This is a genomic window from Glycomyces harbinensis (assembly GCF_900101745.1).
Taxonomy (GTDB): Bacteria; Actinomycetota; Actinomycetes; order Mycobacteriales; family Micromonosporaceae; genus Glycomyces; species Glycomyces harbinensis.
On record NZ_FNAD01000014.1, the window covers coordinates 120,739 to 141,595 of the forward strand.

15 protein-coding genes are annotated in these 20,857 nt (G+C 71.0%); 12 read left to right on the plus strand and 3 right to left on the minus strand.

The genetic code is table 11. The features are described from left to right. Nucleotides 1-28 precede the first annotated feature (28 nt). The 4 genes from BLQ63_RS20455 to BLQ63_RS20470 are packed head-to-tail and all read left to right on the plus strand — an operon-like array spanning nt 29 to nt 5,086. Nucleotides 29-1,057, plus strand: a complete 1,029-nt coding sequence (locus tag BLQ63_RS20455) for an ABC transporter permease (protein WP_091039381.1) — start codon at nt 29-31, stop codon at nt 1,055-1,057. 53 nt (nt 1,058-1,110) lie between these two features. Next, nucleotides 1,111-1,986: an ABC transporter permease subunit gene (locus BLQ63_RS20460; RefSeq protein WP_091039430.1), complete on the plus strand. Its 876-nt coding sequence runs from the start codon at nt 1,111-1,113 to the stop codon at nt 1,984-1,986. Nucleotides 1,987-2,042: 56 nt separating this feature from the next. Next, nucleotides 2,043-4,388, plus strand: coding sequence for a beta-xylosidase/alpha-l-arabinosidase (locus BLQ63_RS20465; RefSeq protein ID WP_091039382.1), 2,346 nt, complete (start codon nt 2,043-2,045; stop codon nt 4,386-4,388). Between the two features lie 11 nt (nt 4,389-4,399). Then, on the plus strand, nt 4,400-5,086 hold the full coding sequence (locus BLQ63_RS20470; protein ID WP_091039383.1) for a DUF624 domain-containing protein: 687 nt from the start codon (nt 4,400-4,402) through the stop codon (nt 5,084-5,086). A gap of 7 nt (nt 5,087-5,093) precedes the next feature. Here the strand turns inward: BLQ63_RS20470 and BLQ63_RS20475 are convergent, their stop codons facing one another. Next, nucleotides 5,094-5,948: a class I SAM-dependent methyltransferase gene (locus BLQ63_RS20475; RefSeq protein WP_218125382.1), complete on the minus strand. Its 855-nt coding sequence runs from the start codon at nt 5,946-5,948 to the stop codon at nt 5,094-5,096. Nucleotides 5,949-6,007: 59 nt separating this feature from the next. Here BLQ63_RS20475 and BLQ63_RS20480 point away from each other — a divergent pair, with 59 nt between their 5' ends. Further along, nucleotides 6,008-6,661: a hypothetical protein gene (locus BLQ63_RS20480; RefSeq protein ID WP_091039385.1), complete on the plus strand. Its 654-nt coding sequence runs from the start codon at nt 6,008-6,010 to the stop codon at nt 6,659-6,661. Nucleotides 6,662-6,771: 110 nt separating this feature from the next. Here BLQ63_RS20480 and BLQ63_RS20485 read toward each other — a convergent pair whose 3' ends face one another. Then, nucleotides 6,772-9,012, minus strand: a complete 2,241-nt coding sequence (locus BLQ63_RS20485; protein ID WP_091039386.1) for a rhamnogalacturonan lyase family protein — start codon at nt 9,010-9,012, stop codon at nt 6,772-6,774. Nucleotides 9,013-12,265: 3,253 nt separating this feature from the next. Here BLQ63_RS20485 and BLQ63_RS20490 point away from each other — a divergent pair. Next, on the plus strand, nt 12,266-13,513 hold the full coding sequence (locus BLQ63_RS20490) for a sulfotransferase family protein (protein WP_177155030.1): 1,248 nt from the start codon (nt 12,266-12,268) through the stop codon (nt 13,511-13,513). Between the two features lie 73 nt (nt 13,514-13,586). Continuing rightward, nucleotides 13,587-14,420 carry a phosphotransferase gene (locus BLQ63_RS20495; protein WP_091039388.1) on the plus strand — a complete coding sequence of 278 codons (834 nt, stop codon included), beginning with the start codon at nt 13,587-13,589 and terminating at the stop codon, nt 14,418-14,420. A 54-nt stretch (nt 14,421-14,474) separates the two neighbouring features. Here BLQ63_RS20495 and BLQ63_RS20500 read toward each other — a convergent pair whose 3' ends face one another. Next, nucleotides 14,475-15,248 (minus strand): DeoR/GlpR family DNA-binding transcription regulator, encoded by a 774-nt coding sequence (locus BLQ63_RS20500; RefSeq protein ID WP_091039389.1) that lies wholly within the window; start codon nt 15,246-15,248, stop codon nt 14,475-14,477. Nucleotides 15,249-15,383: 135 nt separating this feature from the next. Between BLQ63_RS20500 and BLQ63_RS20505 the strand changes: the two genes are divergently transcribed. The 5 genes from BLQ63_RS20505 to BLQ63_RS20525 are packed head-to-tail and all read left to right on the plus strand — an operon-like array spanning nt 15,384 to nt 20,844. Further along, entirely contained in the window at nt 15,384-16,790 is a 1,407-nt protein-coding gene (locus tag BLQ63_RS20505; protein ID WP_091039390.1) for an Nramp family divalent metal transporter, read from the plus strand. 10 nt (nt 16,791-16,800) lie between these two features. Beyond that, nucleotides 16,801-17,760, plus strand: a complete 960-nt coding sequence (locus BLQ63_RS20510) for a phosphoglycerate dehydrogenase (protein ID WP_091039391.1) — start codon at nt 16,801-16,803, stop codon at nt 17,758-17,760. Then, complete coding sequence (locus BLQ63_RS20515) at nt 17,757-18,716, plus strand: aldo/keto reductase (RefSeq protein ID WP_091039392.1); 960 nt, start codon at nt 17,757-17,759, stop codon at nt 18,714-18,716. Before BLQ63_RS20510 ends, BLQ63_RS20515 begins: the two co-directional genes overlap by 4 nt. Nucleotides 18,717-18,727: 11 nt before the next feature. Continuing rightward, nucleotides 18,728-19,483 carry an HpcH/HpaI aldolase family protein gene (locus tag BLQ63_RS20520; protein WP_091039393.1) on the plus strand — a complete coding sequence of 252 codons (756 nt, stop codon included), beginning with the start codon at nt 18,728-18,730 and terminating at the stop codon, nt 19,481-19,483. Between the two features lie 5 nt (nt 19,484-19,488). Then, nucleotides 19,489-20,844: a four-carbon acid sugar kinase family protein gene (locus BLQ63_RS20525; protein WP_091039394.1), complete on the plus strand. Its 1,356-nt coding sequence runs from the start codon at nt 19,489-19,491 to the stop codon at nt 20,842-20,844. The last annotated feature ends 13 nt before the right edge of the window (nt 20,845-20,857 follow it).

Sequence of the window (20,857 nt, forward strand, 5' to 3'; positions counted from 1 at the left end):
GCCCCGACGCGGACGGGAGGAGCACACGATGCCCCTCACACGAAACGAGCGGTCGCCCCGGTCGGTGACCCGCGGAGCGACCGGGGTCGCCGCACCCGGCGGCCTCACCGTGAGCGTCGACGGCGCGACGCCGCCCCCTCGGGGCCGCAAGCGGAAGCAGAGCTGGGGTGAGGCCTTCCGGCGCGACTGGCAGCTGTACAGCCTCGCCCTGCTGCCCCTGATCTTCTTCACGATCTTCAAGTACGGGCCCATGATCGGGAACGTCATCGCGTTCCGGAAGTTCAGGCCCGGCGGGAGCATCTTCGGCGACGAATGGGTCGGCGTCCGCTACATCGAGATGTTCATCAACGACCCGTCGTTCTGGCACGTCTTCGGCAACACCGCGATCCTGGGCGGCCTGACCCTCGTGGTCTGCTTCCCCCTCCCGATCGTGCTCGCGCTGCTGCTGAACGAGGTGCGCAAGAAGCACTTCAAGAAGATCGTGCAGTCGATCTCCTACCTGCCGCACTTCCTCTCCATCGTCATCGTCGTCGGCATGCTCATGCAGCTGTTGTCGCTGCAGGGCACCGTCAACCAGGTCATCGGGGCGTTCGGCGGCGAGGGCATCCCGTTCCTCCAGCGGCCCGAGTGGTTCCGCGCCGTCTACGTCGGCTCCGAAGTGTGGCAGACGGTCGGCTGGGGGACCATCCTCTACCTGGCCGCGCTCACCACCGTCGACGACTCCCTCTACGAGGCGGCGCGGATCGACGGCGCCGGCCGGTGGCGCCAGACCTGGCACGTCACGCTCCCCGGCATCCGCCCGACGATGATGACGCTCCTGGTCCTCAACATCGGGACGTTCCTCAACGTCGGCTTCGAGAAGGTCCTCCTGCTCTACAACCCGCTGACGTACGAGACGGCCGACGTCATCTCGACGTACCTGTACCGGGTCGGCCTGGTGTCGAACAATCTCAGTTATGCGGCGGCGATCGGCCTGTTCCAGGCCGTGATCGGCCTCGTGATGGTGCTTTCCGCGAACCTGATCTCGCGGCGGATGGTGGGGACGAGCCTGTGGTGACCGACGTGATCTCGAAGAACCAGACGAAGCCCGCGAACGGGCGCCCGCCCGGGATGAAGGAGTCCACCGGGACGCGCGTCTTCGGCGCCGCCAACGCGGTCTTCCTCGTCGTCCTGTGCGTCGGGATGCTGTACCCGTTCATCACGGTCCTCGCCCAGTCGTTCAGCTCGCCGGGCGCGATCAACGCGGGCCAGGTCAGCTTCTGGCCCGTCGGCTTCAACGTCGACACCTACGGCGCCGTGATGTCGAACGAGATGTTCTGGCGCAACTACGGCAACTCCGTGCTGTACACCGCGGTCGGAACGACGATCGCCATGGTCCTCACCACGACCTACGCGTACGTGCTGTCCAAGAAGCACCTCAAGGGACGCAAGGCGCTCATCGGGATCGCCGTGTTCACGATGTTCTTCAACGGCGGCCTCGTGCCGAACTACGTGCTCATCTCCTCCCTCGGGATGAAGAACACCATGTGGGCGATCGTGCTCCCCGGCGCGATCTCGGTGTTCAACCTCCTGGTCATGAAGTCGTTCTTCGAGAGCCTGCCCAAGGACCTCGAAGAGGCCGCGCAGATCGACGGGCTCGGCTGGTACGGCATCTTCGGGAGGATCGTGCTGCCCCTGTCGAAGGCGGTCATCGCCACGATGGTCCTCTTCTACTCGGTCGCGTACTGGAACGACTGGTTCGCCGCGTTCCTCTACCTCGACAAGAGCGAGCTGTTCCCCGTCACGCTGTTCCTGCGGAACCTCATCGCCGGGGCCTCCACCACGGCGTCCGAAGGGGCGGCGGCCGCGGGGACGACGACCGCGCTGGTCTCCTCGAACATCCAGGCGGTGACGATGATCCTCACCGTCATCCCGATCCTCTGCGTCTACCCGTTCGTGCAGCGCTACTTCGTGTCGGGCGTGATGCTGGGATCGGTCAAGGGATGAAGCGCCGCAACGTCCAACGCACGGAAACATCCGAATACGAAGAGAGCCGTCCCATCATGAGCACTGACACCGACGCCGCTTCCGCAGGAACGGCGTCCGCCGAGGCGCCTCCGGTGCCCTGGCACGACCACCGGCTCGGCCGATCCGAGCGCGCGGCGGCGCTCGCGGCCGAGATGACGCTCGAGGAGAAGACGGGGCAGCTCGTCGGGCTCTGGGTCGGGGCGGACGCCTCCGGCGGGGACGTCGCCCCCCACCAGAGCGACATGAGCCGGGACGCGCCCTCGTTCGACGACGTGATCGTCGACGGCCTGGGGCAGCTGACGCGGCCCTTCGGCACGCGGCCGGTCCCCCCGGAGCTCGGCGCGCAGTCGCTCGCCCGCGCGCAGCACCGGATCGTCGCGGCCAACCGCTTCGGCATCCCGGCCCAGGTGCACGAGGAGTGCCTGGCCGGTTTCGCCGCATGGGGCGCCACCGCCTACCCGGTGCCGCTCTCGTGGGGCGCGAGCTTCGACCCCGAACTCGTGCAGGAGATGTCCTCGCGCATCGGCCGGTCGATGCGCGCGGTCGGCGTGCACCAGGGGCTCGCGCCAGTGCTCGACGTCGTGCGCGACTACCGCTGGGGACGCGTCGAGGAGTCGATCGGCGAGGACCCGTACCTCGTGGGCACGATCGGCGCCTCGTACGTGAGCGGCCTCGAGAGCGCGGGCATCGTCGCCACGCTCAAGCACTTCGCCGGGTACTCGGGCTCGCGGGCCGGGCGCAACCACGCCCCGGTCTCCGCCGGCCCGCGCGAGATGGCCGAGATCTTCCTGCCGCCGTTCGAGACCGCGCTTCGGCACGGGAAGGCCCGCTCGGTGATGAACTCGTACGCGGAGGTCGACGGGATGCCGGCGGCCGGCGACCGGCGCCTCCTCACCGACCTGCTGCGCGACACGTGGGGCTTCGACGGCGTGGTCGTGGCCGACTACTTCGCCATCGCGTTCCTCCGCACGCTCCAGCGGGTGGCGGAGACCGACGGGGACGCCGCCGCACGCGCCCTTTGGGCCGGCGTCGACGTCGAGCTCCCGTCGGTCGCGGCCTACGGCGCGCCGCTCATCGAAGCGGTCAAGGCCGGCGACGTGGACGAGGCGCTGGTCGACCGCGCCCTCCAGCGCGTGCTGGAGCAGAAGATCGACCTCGGTCTCATCGAAGCCGACTACGATCCGACCCCGTTGCACGACACGGCCTTCGACGACGCCGACTCCCGCGAGATCGCGCTCCGCCTCGCCCGCGAAGCGGTCGTCCTGGTCGACAACGACGGGACGCTGCCGCTCGCGGCGGAGACCCGCGTCGCCGTCGTCGGCCCGCTCGCCGACGACCCGTTCGCGATGCTCGGCTGCTACTCGTTCCCCGCCCACGTCGGCGTGCACCACCCTGAGACGGGCCTCGGGATCGACATCCCCACGGTCCTGGACGAACTGGGCGCCCGCCGCGACGTGGTCGGGGGCGCGCCCGGATGCGACGTTATGGAGCCGGGACGCGACGGCTTCGACGCCGCCCGGGACGCGGCGCGCGACGCCGACGTGGTGGTCGTCGCCCTCGGCGACCGCGCCGGGCTCTTCGGAAGGGGCACCTCGGGAGAGGGCTGCGACGCGGCCGACCTGCGCCTTCCGGGGGAGCAGCAGGCGCTCCTGGAGTCGCTCCTGGACACCGGCACGCCCGTGGTGCTCGTCCTGCTCACCGGCCGCCCCTACGCGCTCGGCGCCGTGGCCGACCGGTGCGCGGCGATCGTGCAGGCGTTCTTCCCGGGCCAGCAGGGCGCGCAGGCGCTCGCCGAGGTGCTCACCGGCGAGGTGAACCCGAGCGGGCACCTTCCCGTCGGGATCCCGCGCGACCCGGGCGGCCAGCCCGCGACGTACCTGGCGCCGCCGCTCGGCCGGGCGAACGACGTGTCGAACCTCGACCCGACCGCGCTCTACCCGTTCGGCCACGGGCTCTCGTACGGCGCCCTCACCTGGCATCCGACGGCGACCGATGAGGAAGACTGGGACGCCGAGGGGACCACCTCGGTCTCGGTGGCCCTCTCGAACGAGACCGCGGCGCGCGTCGACGACGTCGTCCAGGTCTACCTGCACGACCCGGTCGCGCAGGTGACGCGGCCGGTGCAGCGCCTCGTCGCCTACCGGCGCGTGTCGCTCGCGGCGGGGGAGTCCGTCGAGGTCGAGTTCCGGCTCCACGCCGACCTGACCTCGTTCATCGGGGCCCAGGGCGAGCGGATCGTGGAGCCGGGAGCGGTCGAGCTGCGCGTCGCGCGTTCGAGCGCCGACGTGCACGCCGCCGTTCGCCGGCGGATCACCGGACCCGAGCGCCGCCTCGGAGCCGACCGGGTGCTCGTCGCGGACATCGAGACACGCAGAGCCTGAACGGGAGCAGCATGAACACCGCACACGCCGGCGAGGTCGGCCCGGGGACGCTCTCCCGGCTGACCGCCGCGATCTACCGCTACCTCGTCCTCGGGGTGTTCCTCGCGGTCTCCGGCGTCCCGACCCTGCTGCTGTGGACCCTGCTGTCGCCGGACGCCTCGAACGCGGTGCTCTTCGTGGCCGCGCTCCTCCCGGTCGCGCCCGCGCTCTCGGCGGCGCTGTACGCGCAGCGGGCCTGGGCGCGGGAACCGGACCTGAGCCCGGCGCGGCCGCTGCTGCGGGGGCTGCGGCTGAACCTGCGGGACACGCTCTCCTGGTGGGTCCCGGTGCTCGCGTGCGCGACCGTCCTGACGGTGAACGTCCTGTTCACCGACCTGGTCCCCGGGGGTGCGTTCCTGCGGCCGGTGAGCGTCGTGCTCCTGGCGGTGCTCGTCGTGTGGTCGGGGCACCTGCTCGCGGTGACCTCGTTCTTCTCGTTCCGCTTCCGCGACGTGCTGCGCGTGGCGGCCGCGGAGTTCTTCCTCTCCTGGAAGTCCTCCCTCGGCCTCCTCGCGCTCCTCATCGTGGCGACCGCGACGGTGATGATGAGCTCCGAGGCGGTGCTGCTCCTGTTCGGGTGGGCGTTCGCGGCCTCGCTGTGGCTGGTCGTGCGGCCGGTCGTCGCGGACGTCACCGAACGGTTCACGGCCCGGGACTGACCGCCGGTCAGGCGGGATTCTCGGCGCCGGCGATCCAGACCGCACCGGGGAACCGCAGGACGCCGCCGACGAGGCGGCGGCGGAGCTCGGCGCGGACCTCGTCGACGAGGGACTCCCAGCCGTCGACGCCGATCCGGGGCACGAGCTGCTCCCTGGCGAGGCGGCCGAGGCCGCCGCTGAGGACGGTGGTGACCCGCTCCTCGACGCCGTCGGTGCCGTTGAAGCCGTAGTCGCACGTGAAGTCGAACGCGTCGATCCGCACCGAGTCCCAGCCGGCGCCGGTGAGCAGGGCGTCGAGCCGGCCGCGGTCCGCGAACGCGGTCGGGCCGGGCGCTCCGGGCGCGGGGGACTCGGGCTTCGGGTCGAGCCGGTCGGCGAGGACCGTCGAACCGAGGCTGAACATCGGGTTCTCCTCCAGGCTTCGCCAGCAGGCGAACACGAGCCGTGCGCCGGGCGCCGCGGCCCGGCGGAGGTTCGCGAACGCGGCCTGCGGGTCCTCGAAGAACATGACGCCGAACCGGGAGACGACCAGGTCGAACGGCGCCCCGGGCGCCTGGCCGAGCAGGTCGGCCGTCTGCGCGTCGGCGACGAGCACGGTCGCCTCGGGGACGCGTCCGCGCGCGGCGGCGGCCATGCCTTCGGAGATGTCCACGCCGACGACCTGGGCTCCCGCCGCCGCGCTCTTCGCGAGGAGCGTGCCGGTCCCGCAGCCGACGTCGAGCACGCGCCGCCCGGGCGCCGGGCGGGCCGCGTCGAGGAGCGCCGCCGTCACGGGCGCGAACACGGCGTCGAAGACCGCCTCGTTCGCGACCCATCCGGCCGCGCCGTCGGTCCAGTTCTGCCGCATCGATTCATTCGCCACAGCGCCACCCTACTGAAACGCCCCGACGTCCCGTGCGTGCCACGTGGGACCATGGCCGCGTGGAGGCATCGAACGGGTTGCGGGAGCGTCTGCGGCACGTCCGCTGGATCGCCGGGGGCAGCGGCGCGGGCAAGTCGACCGTCGCCGTCCGGCTCGCCGCCGAGCACGGCATGAGGCTGTACGCGACCGACGACGTGATGGCCGATCACGCCCGCCGCGCCACCGCCGACCAGGCGCCGTTCCTGCACCGGTTCATGGCCATGGACATGGACGAGCGCTGGGTCCTTCGCTCCCCGCAGGCGATGCTGGAGACGTTCCACTGGTTCCGCGGGGAGGGCTTCGGCCTGATCGTCGAGGACCTGCTGGCCTTGCCGGCCGACCGCGGCGTCATCGCCGAGGGATTCCGCCTGCTGCCCTCGCTCGTCAAGCCGCTCTTGGCCTCACGCGACCAGGCCGTGTGGCTGCTGCCGACACCGGACTTCCGTGACGCGGCGATCCACGGCCGGGAAGCCGGGGGACCGGGCTTCCTGCGGCGGACAAGCGATCCGGAGCGGGCCGCGCGCAACCTCGCCGAACGCGAACGCCGGTTCACCGAACGACTCCGCGAGGAGACCCGACGCCTCGGGCTGCACGCCATCGAGGTCGACGCGACCATGACCGAAGACGACACCGCCCGTCGCGTGAGCGGCATCGTCAGGTTCAGCACTCCTTGAGCGCCGAGCCTTGCCGATCCGACGCGCGTCGAGGCGAACCCTCGCGGGTCCGCCTCGACACGGTTCAGGCCCCCGGACGCGCTATCGCCCGCGCCCGGAGAGCATTGGCGCTACGGGGTGTGGATGTCGGGCCAGGGGTAACTGGTCACGTCCGAGCCGATGTAGAAGCTCGGGTGCGGCGGCTGGTTGTAGGCCGTGTTCTGCCACGCGATCGCGACCCGGTACTGGATGTCGTGCATGAGCGTCGCGATGCGCAGGTTCGTCTGGTGCGGCGTCGCGTAGATCCGCAGCGCGGAGCTGTTGCTGGTGCGCCAGACGACCTCTTCGCGCCAGTCCCCGAACAGGTCCGCCGACAGCGCCGGCGTCGACTTCGTGCCGTTGCCGGAGGACACCCCCGAACCGTTCAGCAGCGTGCCGGACGGGTAGTTGGTGATCTGGGTGCCGTTCAGGAGCTCGCGCTCGCCGTCGCCGTCCCACCAGGACAGGAAGTTCGCCGAGGCGGGTTGCGCCCCGATGTTGGAACCGGCGGCGTTGCGCAGGCCGCTGGGAGCCAGCGACCAGTACTCGGCGCCGGGGTTGCTCGCCAGAATGTTCGCGGCGACGCCGCGTCCGTTGTCACCGTTCGGACTGGTCTGGAACAGGATCGATCCGTTGGAGCCGTTCAGGTGCGAGGACGGCTGGCTGCCGCTTTCATGGACCATAAACACTTCCTGGCCCGCGCGGCCGGGCACGAAGTCGGAGACATGGAGCGCGTCGCCGTGCCCGAACCTGGTGTTGTACAGCGCCTGGCCGTTCGAGCCGACCGCCATCGCCCCGTACACGACATCCTGACGGCCGTCGCCGTCCATGTCCGCGATCGAGAGGCTGTGCGCGCCCTGCCCGGTGTACTGGCTGCCCGCACTGTTGGAGTCGAACGTCCACCGAGTCGTCAGGTCGGTGCCGTTCCAGTCGACGGCCCAGATTACCGAGCGCGTGTAGTAGCCGCGCGCGAAGATCATCGAAGGCGTCTCACCGTCCAGATAGGCTGTTCCGGCGAGGAACCGGTCGACCCGGTTGCCGTAGCTGTCGCCCCACGAGGCGACGTTGCCGCGCGGTGGGTTGTAGTTGACGGTGTCCATCGCCGCGCCGGTCTGTCCGTTGAAGACCGTCAAGAACTCCGGGCCTGACAGGACGTAACCGTCGCCGTTGCGGTGGTCGGCGCTGGAGGAGCCGATGACCGTGCCGGCGCCGTCGCGGGTGCCGTCGGCGGTCTTCATCGCGACTTCGGCCTTGCCGTCGCCGTCGTAGTCGAAGACCTGGAACTGCGTGTAGTGCGCGCCCGAGCGGATGTTGCGCCCCAGGTCGATGCGCCACAGGCGCGTGCCGTCGAGCCGGTAGGCGTCGATCAGCGTGTTGCCGGTGACCCCGGCCTGCGAATTGTCCTTGGCGTTGGTCGGGTACCACATGACGATGTACTCGTAGTCCCCGTCGCCGTCCAAGTCGCCGACACTGGTGTCGTTGGCGTCGTACGTGAAGCCGCTGCCTCCCGCGGGCCGCTGGAGCGGGATGTCGAGATAGCCGCTGGAGTTGAAGACCGCCTCGGCCCCGGACGCGGGTCCTTCGGTGCCCCCGGTGACCGCCCGGACGGTGTACTGCGAACTGGAGGATCCGCCGGTGTCGAGGTAGTTGGTGGCTCCGGTCAGCGGTGAAGCGGTGATCTTGGTGCCGTCGCGGTAGACGTTGAACGCCGCGTTCTCCGCATCCGTGCCCAGCAGCCGCCAGGACACGAGTCGACCGTTACCCGAAGGCACCACGGTGACCCCGCGGGTCAGGTCCTCCACTTCATAGCGGCCGTCCCCGCCCTGACCGGGGTCGTCGCCGTCAGTGAGTTCGATGTAGTCGATGTTCGCCAGACCGGCACTGCCGGTGGCGACCAGGCGGATGGTGTTGCTCCCGGCATTGACCGGGACCGTGACGGTCTTGGTCGACCAGGTGGTCCACGCACCGGTCGCGCCGAACGCGCTCGCCGACTGCACGGTCGCGCCGTTGACGACGATGTCCGCCGAACGGGTGTCGGTGCCGCCGTGGGCGTACCGGATCGCCAAGGTGGCGCTGCCGGCGCTGGCGGCGTTCACGGTGAACTGGCTCGACGCGCCAGTGGCGTTGTTGGAGTTGCAGAACCCGCTGCCGGAAAAACCGGAATGATTCGATTCAATCGCGCCGGCGCAGGTCGCAGGGGAGGACTCCGCCTCGTAGCGGACCGTGGCGGCTTGGGCGGTGAGGTTCACGGCCGTCGGGATGGCGACGGCCGCGAGACTGGCCACCGCGAGGATCGACAGGCCTCGCAGCCGTCGCTTACTGGATATACGCATGATTGCTCCGCGTGTGCTGATGTGAGGGTGGATCCGCCGGAGTCGGCGGAGGAGCGAGCGTCACCGTGGGCATGCCGGGGCTTCACGGTGCGCCGCATCGAAACTGAGAAATGAATCGATTCAATTATAGACCAAAGTATAGACACTCTTCAATTGCAATGCAAGGCCATGGGAGCGTTCGTCAATTGTTTCTCAACCTTGCATAATTGGGTTGACCGATAACTCCGCTGATGGGAATGAATTGAAGCACCCCAGATCAATTCTTCGCAACGGTGCGGTGGCGAGGGCGGTCATGGTCGCGAGTGGAGTGGGTCGAGGTGTGACGCGGTGCATGAGCGGTGATTCGTTGGGGGTCAGAGAGGGCGGCGAAGAAGGGGTGGGGTGCGGGTGCGGGGTGCGTTGCTGGTCCGGGCGGCGTTTCGCTGGGGCTTCGAGCGGGCGGCGACGGGGAGGTGGGGTGTGGGTTGGGGTCGGTGGCGGGTCAGGGGCGGCCGGGGCATGGCGTCCGGACCGGCGATGCCGGTGAGGTCGAGTCTGGTTGCGGTGCAAGGGGAGTGGCGGGTGAATGCGAGTGGTCTCTACCCGTGTGGGTGTTGCGGGTGGTACCTGTGTGGGGGAGAATTGAGGTACGCACAAGGGTAAGGGATTCATACAGGCGGCGGCCGGTGAATGCAGACTACGCCAAGCCTCTGGCCGAGAGCCGTTCCTCTGTAGGAGTCCCCGACACTGCTACTCCATTGAACTGGGGTTGGGGGGTGTCGCCCTCGGAGTGCTATCGGGACCCCGCAGCTATCCGGTCAAGGCGGCCGGACTGGGTGGGGGTGTCCTCTCCGGCCGGGATCACCTCGAGCGCCGGGAGGCTGGTGTTTTTAACGAGGCACATACCGTAGGCAAAGGCCTCCTGAAGCGCCACCTGCGATGATCACGACCGGTTGGCATCTGCGCCCGATCCACGCGCACCCCGACCAGTCCCGACTACCACCGCAAGCAGCACCACCCGGCACCACCATTCAGCACCACCACCACCACTCAGCGCTACCCGCACACCGGGTGCGGTTCCCGCACGTCTGAGCACGGGCGCCGGGCATCGCTGCCCCGGTACCGTGCCCGCGCCCTGGGGGGCTGGCGGCCTGGTGCGACCGCGCACACTGCCAGCATGAACCCCAAGGGGACCAGCGCCCCGTGCCCCGCACACCGGTACCCGCCCAACCTGCAAGCACCAGAGCAGGAGCGGGGAACCAGCACAGCAGAGCAGCAACGGGAGCAGGAGTGGGAACGGGCGCAGAGGAGCCGAAGCCGAGGCCGAGGCCAGTGCGGTGGTGCTCACCGCCAGGGGCCGACCGCAGGACGCCGACGACTGGAGCAGGAAGGAGGAGACCCGACATGACCACCACCGGTACACCCACCACCACCACCAACACGCCCACCGATACCGACACCGCTGTGCGCCTTGCGGGCGCGACCGTGCACCGCAACCACACCCACCACCACCACCAACACGCCCACCGATACCGACACCGCTGTGCGCCTTGCGGGCGCGACCGTGCACCGCAACCACACCCACCACCACACCACCATCGGGCGGGCCGCCGCCGCGCCACCATCGGGCAGGCACCGGCAACACCCGCCCCGCCCGCTACTAGCCTCATCGTCGCCGCTTGCTCGAACCGCATCCGAGACGGCGCCCAGGGGCGGCAACACACGCCCGCCCACCACCCACCCCTCAGTCGCTGCCCGCTCGAACCGCGACCGAGACGGCGCTCAGGGGCCGCAACACAGGCCCGGCCCACCACTCACCGCTTCGTCGTTGCCTGTTCGAACCGTGACCGAGACGGCGCCCAGGGTCGGCACGGCAGGCCCGGCCCGCCGGTCCGTTGGTACCCGCTCGAACCGTAAGCCGCAGCGTCGCTTCGGGATCAGCGAAGTACCCCGCCACTCAGCTCCGCATTGGCGCGCTCGAGCCGCAGCCGAGACGGCGCCCAAGGCCGCGACCCGCTCGGCCCACCACCCGCCGCTTCGTCGCTGCTCGTTCTGACCCCGCCCGAGACGGCACTCAAGGCCGCCACCCGCCCGGCTCCACCACCCGCCTCATCATCGCCGCCCGTCCGAACCGCACCCGAGACGGCGCCCAGAGCCGACAACCCACCCCGGCCCGCCGCTCCGTCCGTGCCCGCCCGAACTGCAATCCGAAGCGACGCTTCGGGATCCGCAAACTGCCCCGCCCCGCCACGCACCCCTTCGTTGCCGCTCGCTCGAAGCCGCAGCCGAGACGGCGCCCAGGGTCGGCAACGCAGGCCCGGCCCGCCGCTCACCGCTTCATCACTGCCTGCTCGAACCGCGAACAAGATGCGGCTCGGGCCTAGCGATGCACGCTCGAACCACCACCCACCTCATCATCGCCGCCCGCTCGAACCGCAGCCGAGACGGCGCCCAGAGCCGACAACCCACCCCGGCACGCCGCACACAACGCACCGTCGGTGCCCGCCCGAGCCGCAACCCGAAGCGTCGTTTCGGGATCAGCGAAGTGCCCCGCCCCGCCGCACACGCCTTCGTCGCTGCCTGTTTGAGCCGCTATTGCGACGGCGCTCTGGGTCGGCAACGCGCCCCGGAGCCTCCTGCGTCGATCGCATGCATCTCGCATGTGGACCTGGCCGAAGGGGCGCCACGCGCCATACCGACAAGGGCAGTGCACCGGCCGCACCGCTGGCTGCGTGAGGAGTCAGGAGAGAAAGGGATGAGAGGAGGTAACGACATGAGTGCCACGGTCCTGCCGCCAAGTGCCCTAGCCGACCACACCACACCACACCGGCCCGCTACACGGCGCGGCCCTATGCGGACCCGGCTGCAGGAGCCATCGGCACCATCACCAGCTCGGCGCCCGCCGTGCAGCGCAAGGGCATTCCCGCCGCACTCCCGGGTCGCCGCGACCACTCGGCAACGCCGACCCCAGCAACGCCGACCCCAGCAATGCACCCCTGCCCCACGCCCACCGTTCCTTCGCCGCTTACTCGAACCGGCACCGAATCACCGCCCGGAGTGGCAGTGCACCCGGCCGTAGGATCCACCCGCGCCAGCACCGGGCCAAGTCCCTTCCGATAGGGGCGAACGGGATTCGGGGCTGGAGTCCACTGTCCGCCGGGTCGGCGGTATGGTGTGGCGCATCGAGAAGTGGATCATTCGTCACCGTTGCGGCGGTATGCACTTCGCGCCTGGACGTCCCCCAAGCCGCCGGCCAGTTTCAAGGAGACCCCTCTTGCAGCGCACCACGCGAATGCTCGGCGTTCTGAACGCACTCATGGAAGGCCAGCGCCGTTCCGAGTCCGGCAGCGACCATAAGGTCGATGCGGTGTTCGATCGCATGAACGCCAAGGCCCGCAAGGAGACCGACACCCTCGGCATGGAGCTCACCGCCCCCGACGCCGAGATCATGGAGAGCCTGCGCTTCCTCCTGCACTGCTGGGCGGCGACGCCCGGCCTGTCCGGAGTCGGCTGGCGTTCGGCCAAGGACATGGTGGCCGCGCGGGTCGCGAACCTGCTGACCGTGCGCCGCCTCCAGGCGCAGCACCCGCAGGTGCGCAACGAGGCCATCGAGCGGCCGATCTTCGTGCTCGGCCTGCCGCGCACGGCGACCACTCTGACGCAGCACATCATCGCCGGCTCGAAGGCCGCCCGCGCGCCGCACCTGTGGGAGATGTACTACCTGGGCCTGGAGTCCACTCCGGAGGAGCGCGCGAACCACATCCGGAACACGCAGAAGCGTCTGGACATGACGCTGCTGCTGTCGAAGTCGTGGAAGACCATCCACCCCACGAACGCCGAGTGGCCCGAAGAGGACTACTGGCTGAAGTTCCACGCCACGTTCCACTGCACGGTGGCGCCGCTGCCCGGCTACCTCGACTGGTACCGCAACGAGTACGACCGGGACACCGACTTCCGGTTCGTTCGGGACGCGCTCCAGATCCTCCAGTCGGGCCGTCCGAAGCAGCGCTGGGTGCTCAAGCACCCCGGGAACATCTTCAACCTCGACTCGATCCTGCGGGTGTTCCCGGACGCGCAGATCGTGCTGACGCACCGCGACCCGAACACCGTGATGTCCTCGCTGTGCTCGATGGTCGAGAGCCTGTACAGCATCCACCTCAAGCGCAGCGCGGTCGACCCGAAGGAGATCGGGCGCGAGTGGCTGCACCAGCTCGCCGCCGGCATGGAGGACTGCCGGAAGGTCCGGGCCGCGGCGACGCGGCCGGGCCGGTTCATCGACGTGAAGTACCACAGCCTCACCAGTTCGCCGCACACGTACGTGCCCGAGCTGTTCCACCAGCTCGATCTGCCTTGGGGCCCTGAGGACGAGTCGCGGCTGGACGAGCAGCTGACGCGCACGGGCCAGGGCGGCGGCCGGGACGGGGTGCGCCGCCACGAGCACTCGCTGCTGGGCTACGGCATCGACCCCGCGGAGGTCGACCACGCGTTCGGCAGCGACTACATGCGCATCGCGGCGGGCTGACGCCCCGGGCGTTCCCCGTCTTGGTACGGTGCCTTGCGCCGCTTGGACAATGCGGCAGGAAGAAGGCCGGACCATGGACGCGCCAGAGGTCGCCCGCGCGACGACCGCCGCCGGGTCGATCGCCTCGTCGCTCGGCCTCGCGGCCGAGGACGCGGTGGTCGTGCACAACTCGAACAAGCTCACGCTGCGCCTGCTGCCCTGCGACGTCATCGCCCGGGTCGCCCCCGAGTCGGATCAGGTCGCGCACTTCGAGGTCGACCTCGCCGGGCGGCTCGCCGCGGCGGGGTGCCCGGTGGCGGCGCTCGATCCCCGCGCGGCGCCGCGCGTCCACGAGCGCGACGGCTTCAATGTGACACTGTGGACCCACTACGAGTCCGCGGCCGATGCGGTCCCGCCGTCCGACTACGCGGGCGCGCTCGCGCGCCTGCACGCCGGCATGAAGGGACTCGACGTCCCGACGCCGCATTTCACCGACCGCGTCGAGGAGGCGCAGCAGCTCATCCGCGACCGCGACCGCACCCCGGACCTCGTCGAAGAGGACCGGGAACTGCTGGGCGACACGCTGCGGAACCTGCGCCGGTCGATCACCGGCCGCGGCGCCGCCGAGCAGCTGCTGCACGGCGAGCCGCACCCGGGCAACCTGCTCGCCACCAAGGACGGACTGCTGTTCATCGATCTGGAGACGTGCTGCCGCGGGCCCGTGGAGTTCGACCTCGCCCATGCGCCCGACGAGGTCGCCGACCACTACCCGGGCGTCGACCACGACCTGCTGCGCGAGTGCCGGATCCTCATGCTGGCGATGGTCACCATGTGGCGCTGGGACCGGGGCGACCAGCTCCCGAACGGGCGTGCGCTCGCCGCCGAGTGGCTCGGCCAGATCCGGGCGGCGCTCGGACACGCCGCCTGAGGCACCGCCGCCGCGGCGGACCGGGTTCCGGTGCGCCGCGGCCGGGCGTTCGCCTCATTCGGCGACGATGACGCGCACCCCCTGCCCGAGGAACGGCTCGACCTGCTCGTCGGTCGCGCCGCCGTCGGTGATGAGGGTCCAGTCGCCGCCGAGGCGCGTCCAGGCGTGGAACGGGGCGACGCCGAGCTTGGAGCTGTCGGCGAGGACCACGACTTCGCCCGAGGAGCGGACCATGAGCTCCTTGAGGCGGGCCTGCTCGCGGTCGGCCTCGCAGATGCCGCGCTGAGCGTCCACGCCGTCGGCGCCGAGGAAGACCTTGTCGAAGGTCATGCGCTCCAGCGCGGCCTCGGTGATGGGCCCGACCATGCTGTCGCTCGTAGTGCGCAGGCGGCCGCCGAGGCATTCGACCACCACGTCGGGCGCGGAGGAGAGCGCCTGCATCGTGTGGAGCGCCGCGGTGACCACGGTGAGCGGGCCGCGGTCATGGACGGCGTGCGCGAGCTGGAGCACGGTGGACCCGCCGTCGAACAGCAGCACCTCGCCGTCGCCGATGAGCTCGGCCGCCTTCGCGCTGATCGCGCCCTTCTGGGCCGTCGACTCCTGGAGCCGTTCGCGCAGTGACGATTCCGGGTGCGCGACCGCGGGGATCGCGCCCCCGTAGGTGCGGGCGAGGCGGCCGTCCGCGTGGAGGCGCGCGAGGTCCCGGCGGATGGTCGAGGGGGAGATGTCGAACCGCTCAGCGAGGGCCTCCACGGACGCCAGGCCCGTCCGGGAGGCGAGTTCGACGATCAGCTCGCGGCGACCCGCGGCCGACAGTGGCTTTTCCATGCGTTCAGCGTACTCAACCGCCGACCACCAGAGTGCGCGAATCGCGCACCTGCTTGCGCGATTCGCGCAACATGGCGTAAGGTGTTGCGGACCGGGAGCATCCCGGCCCCTCACGCCGCGTCAAAGGAGACTGCCTTGGCATCCCGTACCGCCACACCGCCCCAACCCTTCGACCCCTACGCCCTCGACGCCGCGAACGTCCTGGAGCCCCCGCGCACCCTCCGCGGGCGCTTCCGCTACCTCGGCCCCGGACTCATCCTCTCGGCCGCCGTGGTCGGCTCCGGCGAGCTCATCACCACCACCGCCCTCGGCTCCCAGGCCGGCTTCGTCCTGTTCTGGCTCGTGATCGTCTCCACCGCCATCAAGGTCTGGGTCCAGGTCGAACTCGCCACGTGGTCGATCCTCACCGGCAAGACCGCCCTCCAGGGCTACGCCGAAGTGCGGCCGCGCACCTCCCGCGGCAGCTGGGTCACGGTGCTGTGGATCGTCATGGACTTCGCGAAGATCCTCCAGCGCGGCGGCATCATCGGCGGCGCCGCGGCCTGCCTGTCGATCATGTTCCCCGTGCTCGGCGAACCGCTGGGCCTGCCGTCCCTCGCGTTCTGGACCGGCGTCGTCCTCGTCGCGACCGTGACGCTCCTGGTCACCGGCAAGTACTCGATGATCGAGCGGCTGTCGGTCGTCTCGGTCGTGCTGTTCACGCTCATCACCGTCGCGCTGGCCCTCGGCCTGCCGCTCACGCCGTTCTCGTACTCCGCCGCCGACGTCCTCGACGGCCTGTCGTTCGCACTCCCGGTGGCCGCCATCGGCTTCGCGGTCGCGATGTTCGGCCTCACCGGCGTCGGCGCCGACGAGATGACCACCTACACCTACTGGGTCCTCGAGAAGGGCTACGGGCGCTGGACCGGACCCGACGACGGCTCCGAGGCGCGCGCCGAGCGGGCCGAGGGCTGGATCAGGGTCATGCGGCTCGACGCGCTCGTCTCCTGGCTCACCTGCACCGCCTGCACGCTGTCGTTCTACGTCATCGGCGCGGCCGTCCTGCACCCGCAGGGCCTGGTCCCGCAGGGCAACGAGATGATCTCCACCCTCTCGCGCATGTACACCGACCTGCTCGGCTCCTGGGCGCAGTGGCTGTTCCTCATCGGCGCGTTCTTCGTGCTGTGGTCGACCTTCGTCGCCTCCACCGCCTCGGTCCCGCGGCTGTGGACGAACACGCTGGGCATCCTGGGCTTCTTCGACTGGACGAACGTGCGCCTGCGCGAGCGCATCATCCGCGTGCTCACCGTCGGCTACCCCGTCATCTGGGCCGCGAGCTTCCTCATCGTGCAGTCGCCCGTCGTCATGGTCATGATCGGCGGCGTCGCCTCCGGCCTGTTCCTCATCGCCGTGGTCATCGCGGTCTGGGTCCTGCGCCGCGACGTGGACCGGCGCTACCGCCGCAGCCCCGTCTGGACCGTCATGCTGACGGTGTCGAGCATCGCGATCGCCCTCCTGGGGAGCTACACCGTCGCGACCATCTTCGGATTCACGGTCGGCTGAGAGGGAGCACATGCGAGTACTGGTCACCACACCGAGCTTCGGCGCGCAGTCGCCCGACCCGTGGACGGTCCTGGCCGACGCCGGGATCGAGGCGGTGCGCCCCGCCGCACCCCACCCGCTCGACGCCGCGACGCTCGCCCGCGAGGCCGAAGGCTGCGACGCGCTCATCGTCGGCCTGGACGACGTGCGCGGTGCCGTCCTCGCCTCGCCGACGCTCAAAGCGGTCGCCAAGCACGGCGTCGGCACCGACAACATCGACCTGGACGCCGCGGCGGCACAAGGGATCACGGTCCTCAACGCGCCCGGCGCCAACAGCGGCGGCGTCGCGGACCTGACCCTCGCGCTCATCCTCGCGGTCGCCCGGCGCCTGCCCGAAGCCGACGCCTCCTGCCGCGCCGGCGAATGGCGCCGATTCCCCGGCCTCGAACTCGCCGGCAAGACCCTCGCGATCCTCGGCTACGGCCGCATCGGCCGGGCCGTCGCCTCCCGCGCGAAGGCCTTCGGCCTCCAGGTCGTCGCCTACGACCCCTACCTGCCGCCCGAATCCTTCGGCGAGCACGTACGACGGGCCGACCTGGCCGAAGCCCTCGCCGCCGCCGACATCGTCTCGCTCCACCTGCCCGGCGGCGGGGCCCCGATCCTCGACCGCGCCGCCCTGGAGTCGCTGCGCGACGGCGCCATCGTCGTCAACGCCGCCCGCGGCGACCTCGTCGACGAGACCGCACTCGCCGCCATGCTCCACTCCGGACACATCGGCGGCGCGGCGCTCGACGCCACCGCCGTCGAACCGCTGCCCGCGGACAGCCCGCTGCTCACCGCCCCGAACCTCGTCCTGACCCCGCACATCGGCGCCCAGACCGACCTCGCCAACCGCGCCATGGGCACGGCCGTCGCCGAAGACGTGGTCCGCGTCCTGCGCGGTGAGAAGCCCCGAAACCCAGTGCCGCCCAAGGAAGGAACCACCGCATGACGACCGCACGGGCGATCGGCCCGGCCGTACTCGGCTCGATGACGTTCGCCGACACCGTGGACGAAGGCGCCGCGGCCGACATCCTCGACCTCGCCGCCGACGCGGGCGTCCGGATGATCGACACCGCCAACGCCTACGCCGGCGGCGAGACCGAACGGATGCTCGGCCGCCTCCTCGCCGCCGACCCCGACCGCTTCCTCATCGCCACCAAAGCCGGCATGCCGCACCCCGACGCCGACGACCGGCCCCTGCTCTCTCCCGGCGCACTCCGTTCGAGCCTGAAAGGCAGCCTCGAACGGCTCGGCCGCGACCGCGTCGACCTGTTCTACCTCCACCAGCCCGACCGCGACACCCCGCTCGAGCAGACCCTGACGACGATCGGCGAACTCCTCGCCGAGGGCGCCATCGGCGCCTACGGCGTCTCCAACTACGCCGCATGGCAGATCTCCCAGATCCAGGCGACCGCCGACCGCCTCGGCATCGCCCGCCCCGCCGTCGCTCAGCAGCTCTACAACCTCGTCGCCCGCGGCCTCGAATCCGAGTACGCCGAGTTCGCGCAGACCACCGGTCTGTCCACGATGGTCTACAACCCGCTCGGCGGCGGCCTGCTCGCCGGCCGCCACCGGTTCGAGCAGCGACCCGAGACGGGCCGCTTCGCCACCTCGCGGCTCGCCCCGATGTACACCGACCGGTACTGGAACGAGCAACTGTTCACCGCGATCGACGCCCTCGCGCGGATCGCCGCCGACGCCGACATGCCCCTGACCGAACTGTCGCTGCGCTGGCTGATCGGCAAGCCCGCCACCGCCGCAGTCCTGGTCGGCGGCTCCGCACCCGACCAGATCGCCGCCAACCTCGCCGCCCTCGCCAAGGGCCCGCTGCCCGCCGACGCGACCACCGCCTGCGACGAGGTGGGCCGGGCCCTGCGCGGCCCGATGCCCGCCTACAACCGATGAGGAGCAACCACATGCACCATTCGTCCTTTGTCGACACTCTCCGCGACGGCGGCACCGCCGTCGGCTACTGGACCGTGCTCGACGCACCCGTGGCGACCGAACGGGTCTCGATGACCGGCTACGACTACATCGGCATCGACGCGCAGCACGGCCTCATGGGCTACGACGGCGTCCTGCGCAACCTCATGGCCGTCGACGCCGGGCACCGCGCCGCGGGCGTCGTCCGCGTGGCGGCCAACGACCCCGTCGGCATCGGCCAGGCCCTCGACGCCGGCGCCCTCGGCGTGATCGTCCCGCTCGTCGACACCGCCGACGACGCGGCCGCGGCCGTCCGCGCCGCACGCTACTCCGGACGCCGCTCCTACGGCCCCATGCGATCCGGCCTGCGCGTCGGACCGCGCCCGGTCGAATCCGACCGCCAGGTCCTCGTCCTCGCCATGATCGAGACCGAGCAGGGCCTCGCCAACGTCGAGGACATCGCCCGGGTCGACGGCCTCGACGGCCTCTACATCGGACCCTCCGACCTCATGCTGGCCGTCGGCGGCGCCTACCCCGCCGACCCCGAGCACACCGACGCACTCGAAGCCGCCGTCGAACGCACCCGCGCCGCCGCCGAAGCGGCCGGAATCGTGCCCGCGATCCACACCCTCGACGGCGCGACCGCCCGCAAGCGCCTCCAGGCCGGGTTCCGCATGGTCACCATCGCCTCGGACCTGACCCACCTCGAAGCGGCGGCCCGGAGCCACCTCGCCGAAGCGAAGGCGTGAGGGCGATGCCGCACGTGGCGGTCGTCGCCGACGACATGACCGGGGCCGCCGACTGCGCGCTGGCCTTCGGCGAGGCCGGCTGGCGCGCGCACCTCGAACTCGGCGACGGCTGGACGCCGTTCCCCGGCGACGACGCCCATGCGGCGGCGGCGTTCTCGACCGACGCGCGAGCCTCCGCCGACGCGCGGGCCGCCACCGAACGCGCCGTGCGCGCCGCCCGCGCCGCCGGAGCGGACCGGATCTACCTCAAGGTCGACAGCACCGGCCGCGGCACGCTCGCGGACCAGATCGCCGGTGCGCGTGCGGCCCTTGACGATCCGCTCACCGTGATCTGCCCGGCCTTCCCGGCGGTCGGCAGGACGGTCGAGGCCGGACGCCTCCGCGTGGACGGCCGCGAGGCGACCGAAGGCGTGGCCGGGGCCGACCCGATCACGCCGCTGCGCTCGAGCGACCTCACGGTGCTGGTCCCCGGGGCACGGACCGCTCTTGCCGGCGCCACCGGAGCGCGGACCGCGGATCGGCTTCCCGCCGAACCGTCCGACTCGCCGATCGCGGACCGCCTTCTCGCGGATGACTCCGCCGCGCGAGAGGAGGACCGGTCGACCGACGGCGCCTCCGGGCCGCACGCCGACCGGCTCGTCGCCGGCGCCTCCGGGCCGCTGATTCTCGACGCGACGACCGAAGGGGACTTGGACCGGCTCGCCGTTCGGATCGCCGACCTCGAAGAGCGGCAACCGGTGCTGGCCGTCGGCTCGGCGGGACTGGCCCGCGCGCTCGCCCGCGTCTGGCACTCCGCGCCGCACGACGTGACCGTCCCGGCTCCCGGGACCGACCTGGTGGTCGTCTCCTCTCTCAACCCGGCGACCCGGGCCCAAGTGGCCCATGCCGAAGCCCATGGCGCCGTCCACGGCGAACTCGACGTCGAGCGCATGAGCGACGCCGAACTCGAAGCCGCCGTCGGCGACCTCCTACGGTCCGGCCGACCCGCCATCGCCTCGACCAGCGCCCCGGTCGCGGAGAAAACGAGCCTCGGCGGCAACGGCCCCGACCTCGCCACCGTCCCGCGAGGTAGCGCTGAACCCACCGAAGGCGTTGGGGCCCAACGGATCGCCCAGCGGCTCGGCGCCGCGGCCGCGCGGGCCGTCCTCGCCGAGCGTCCGGGCGTCGTCGGCTTCGTCGGCGGCGACGGCGCGAGCGCGGCGCTCACCGCGCTCGGCGAACCGCGCGCCCTCGTCGCCGGGCGGATCGCCCCGGGCGTCCCGCTTCTGCGCCTGCCCGTCACGGGCCTCGCCGCCTGGACGAAAGCGGGCGGATTCGGCCCGCCCACGCTGCTGACCGACCTCATCTTCCCCGTCCGCTGACCATCCACACAGG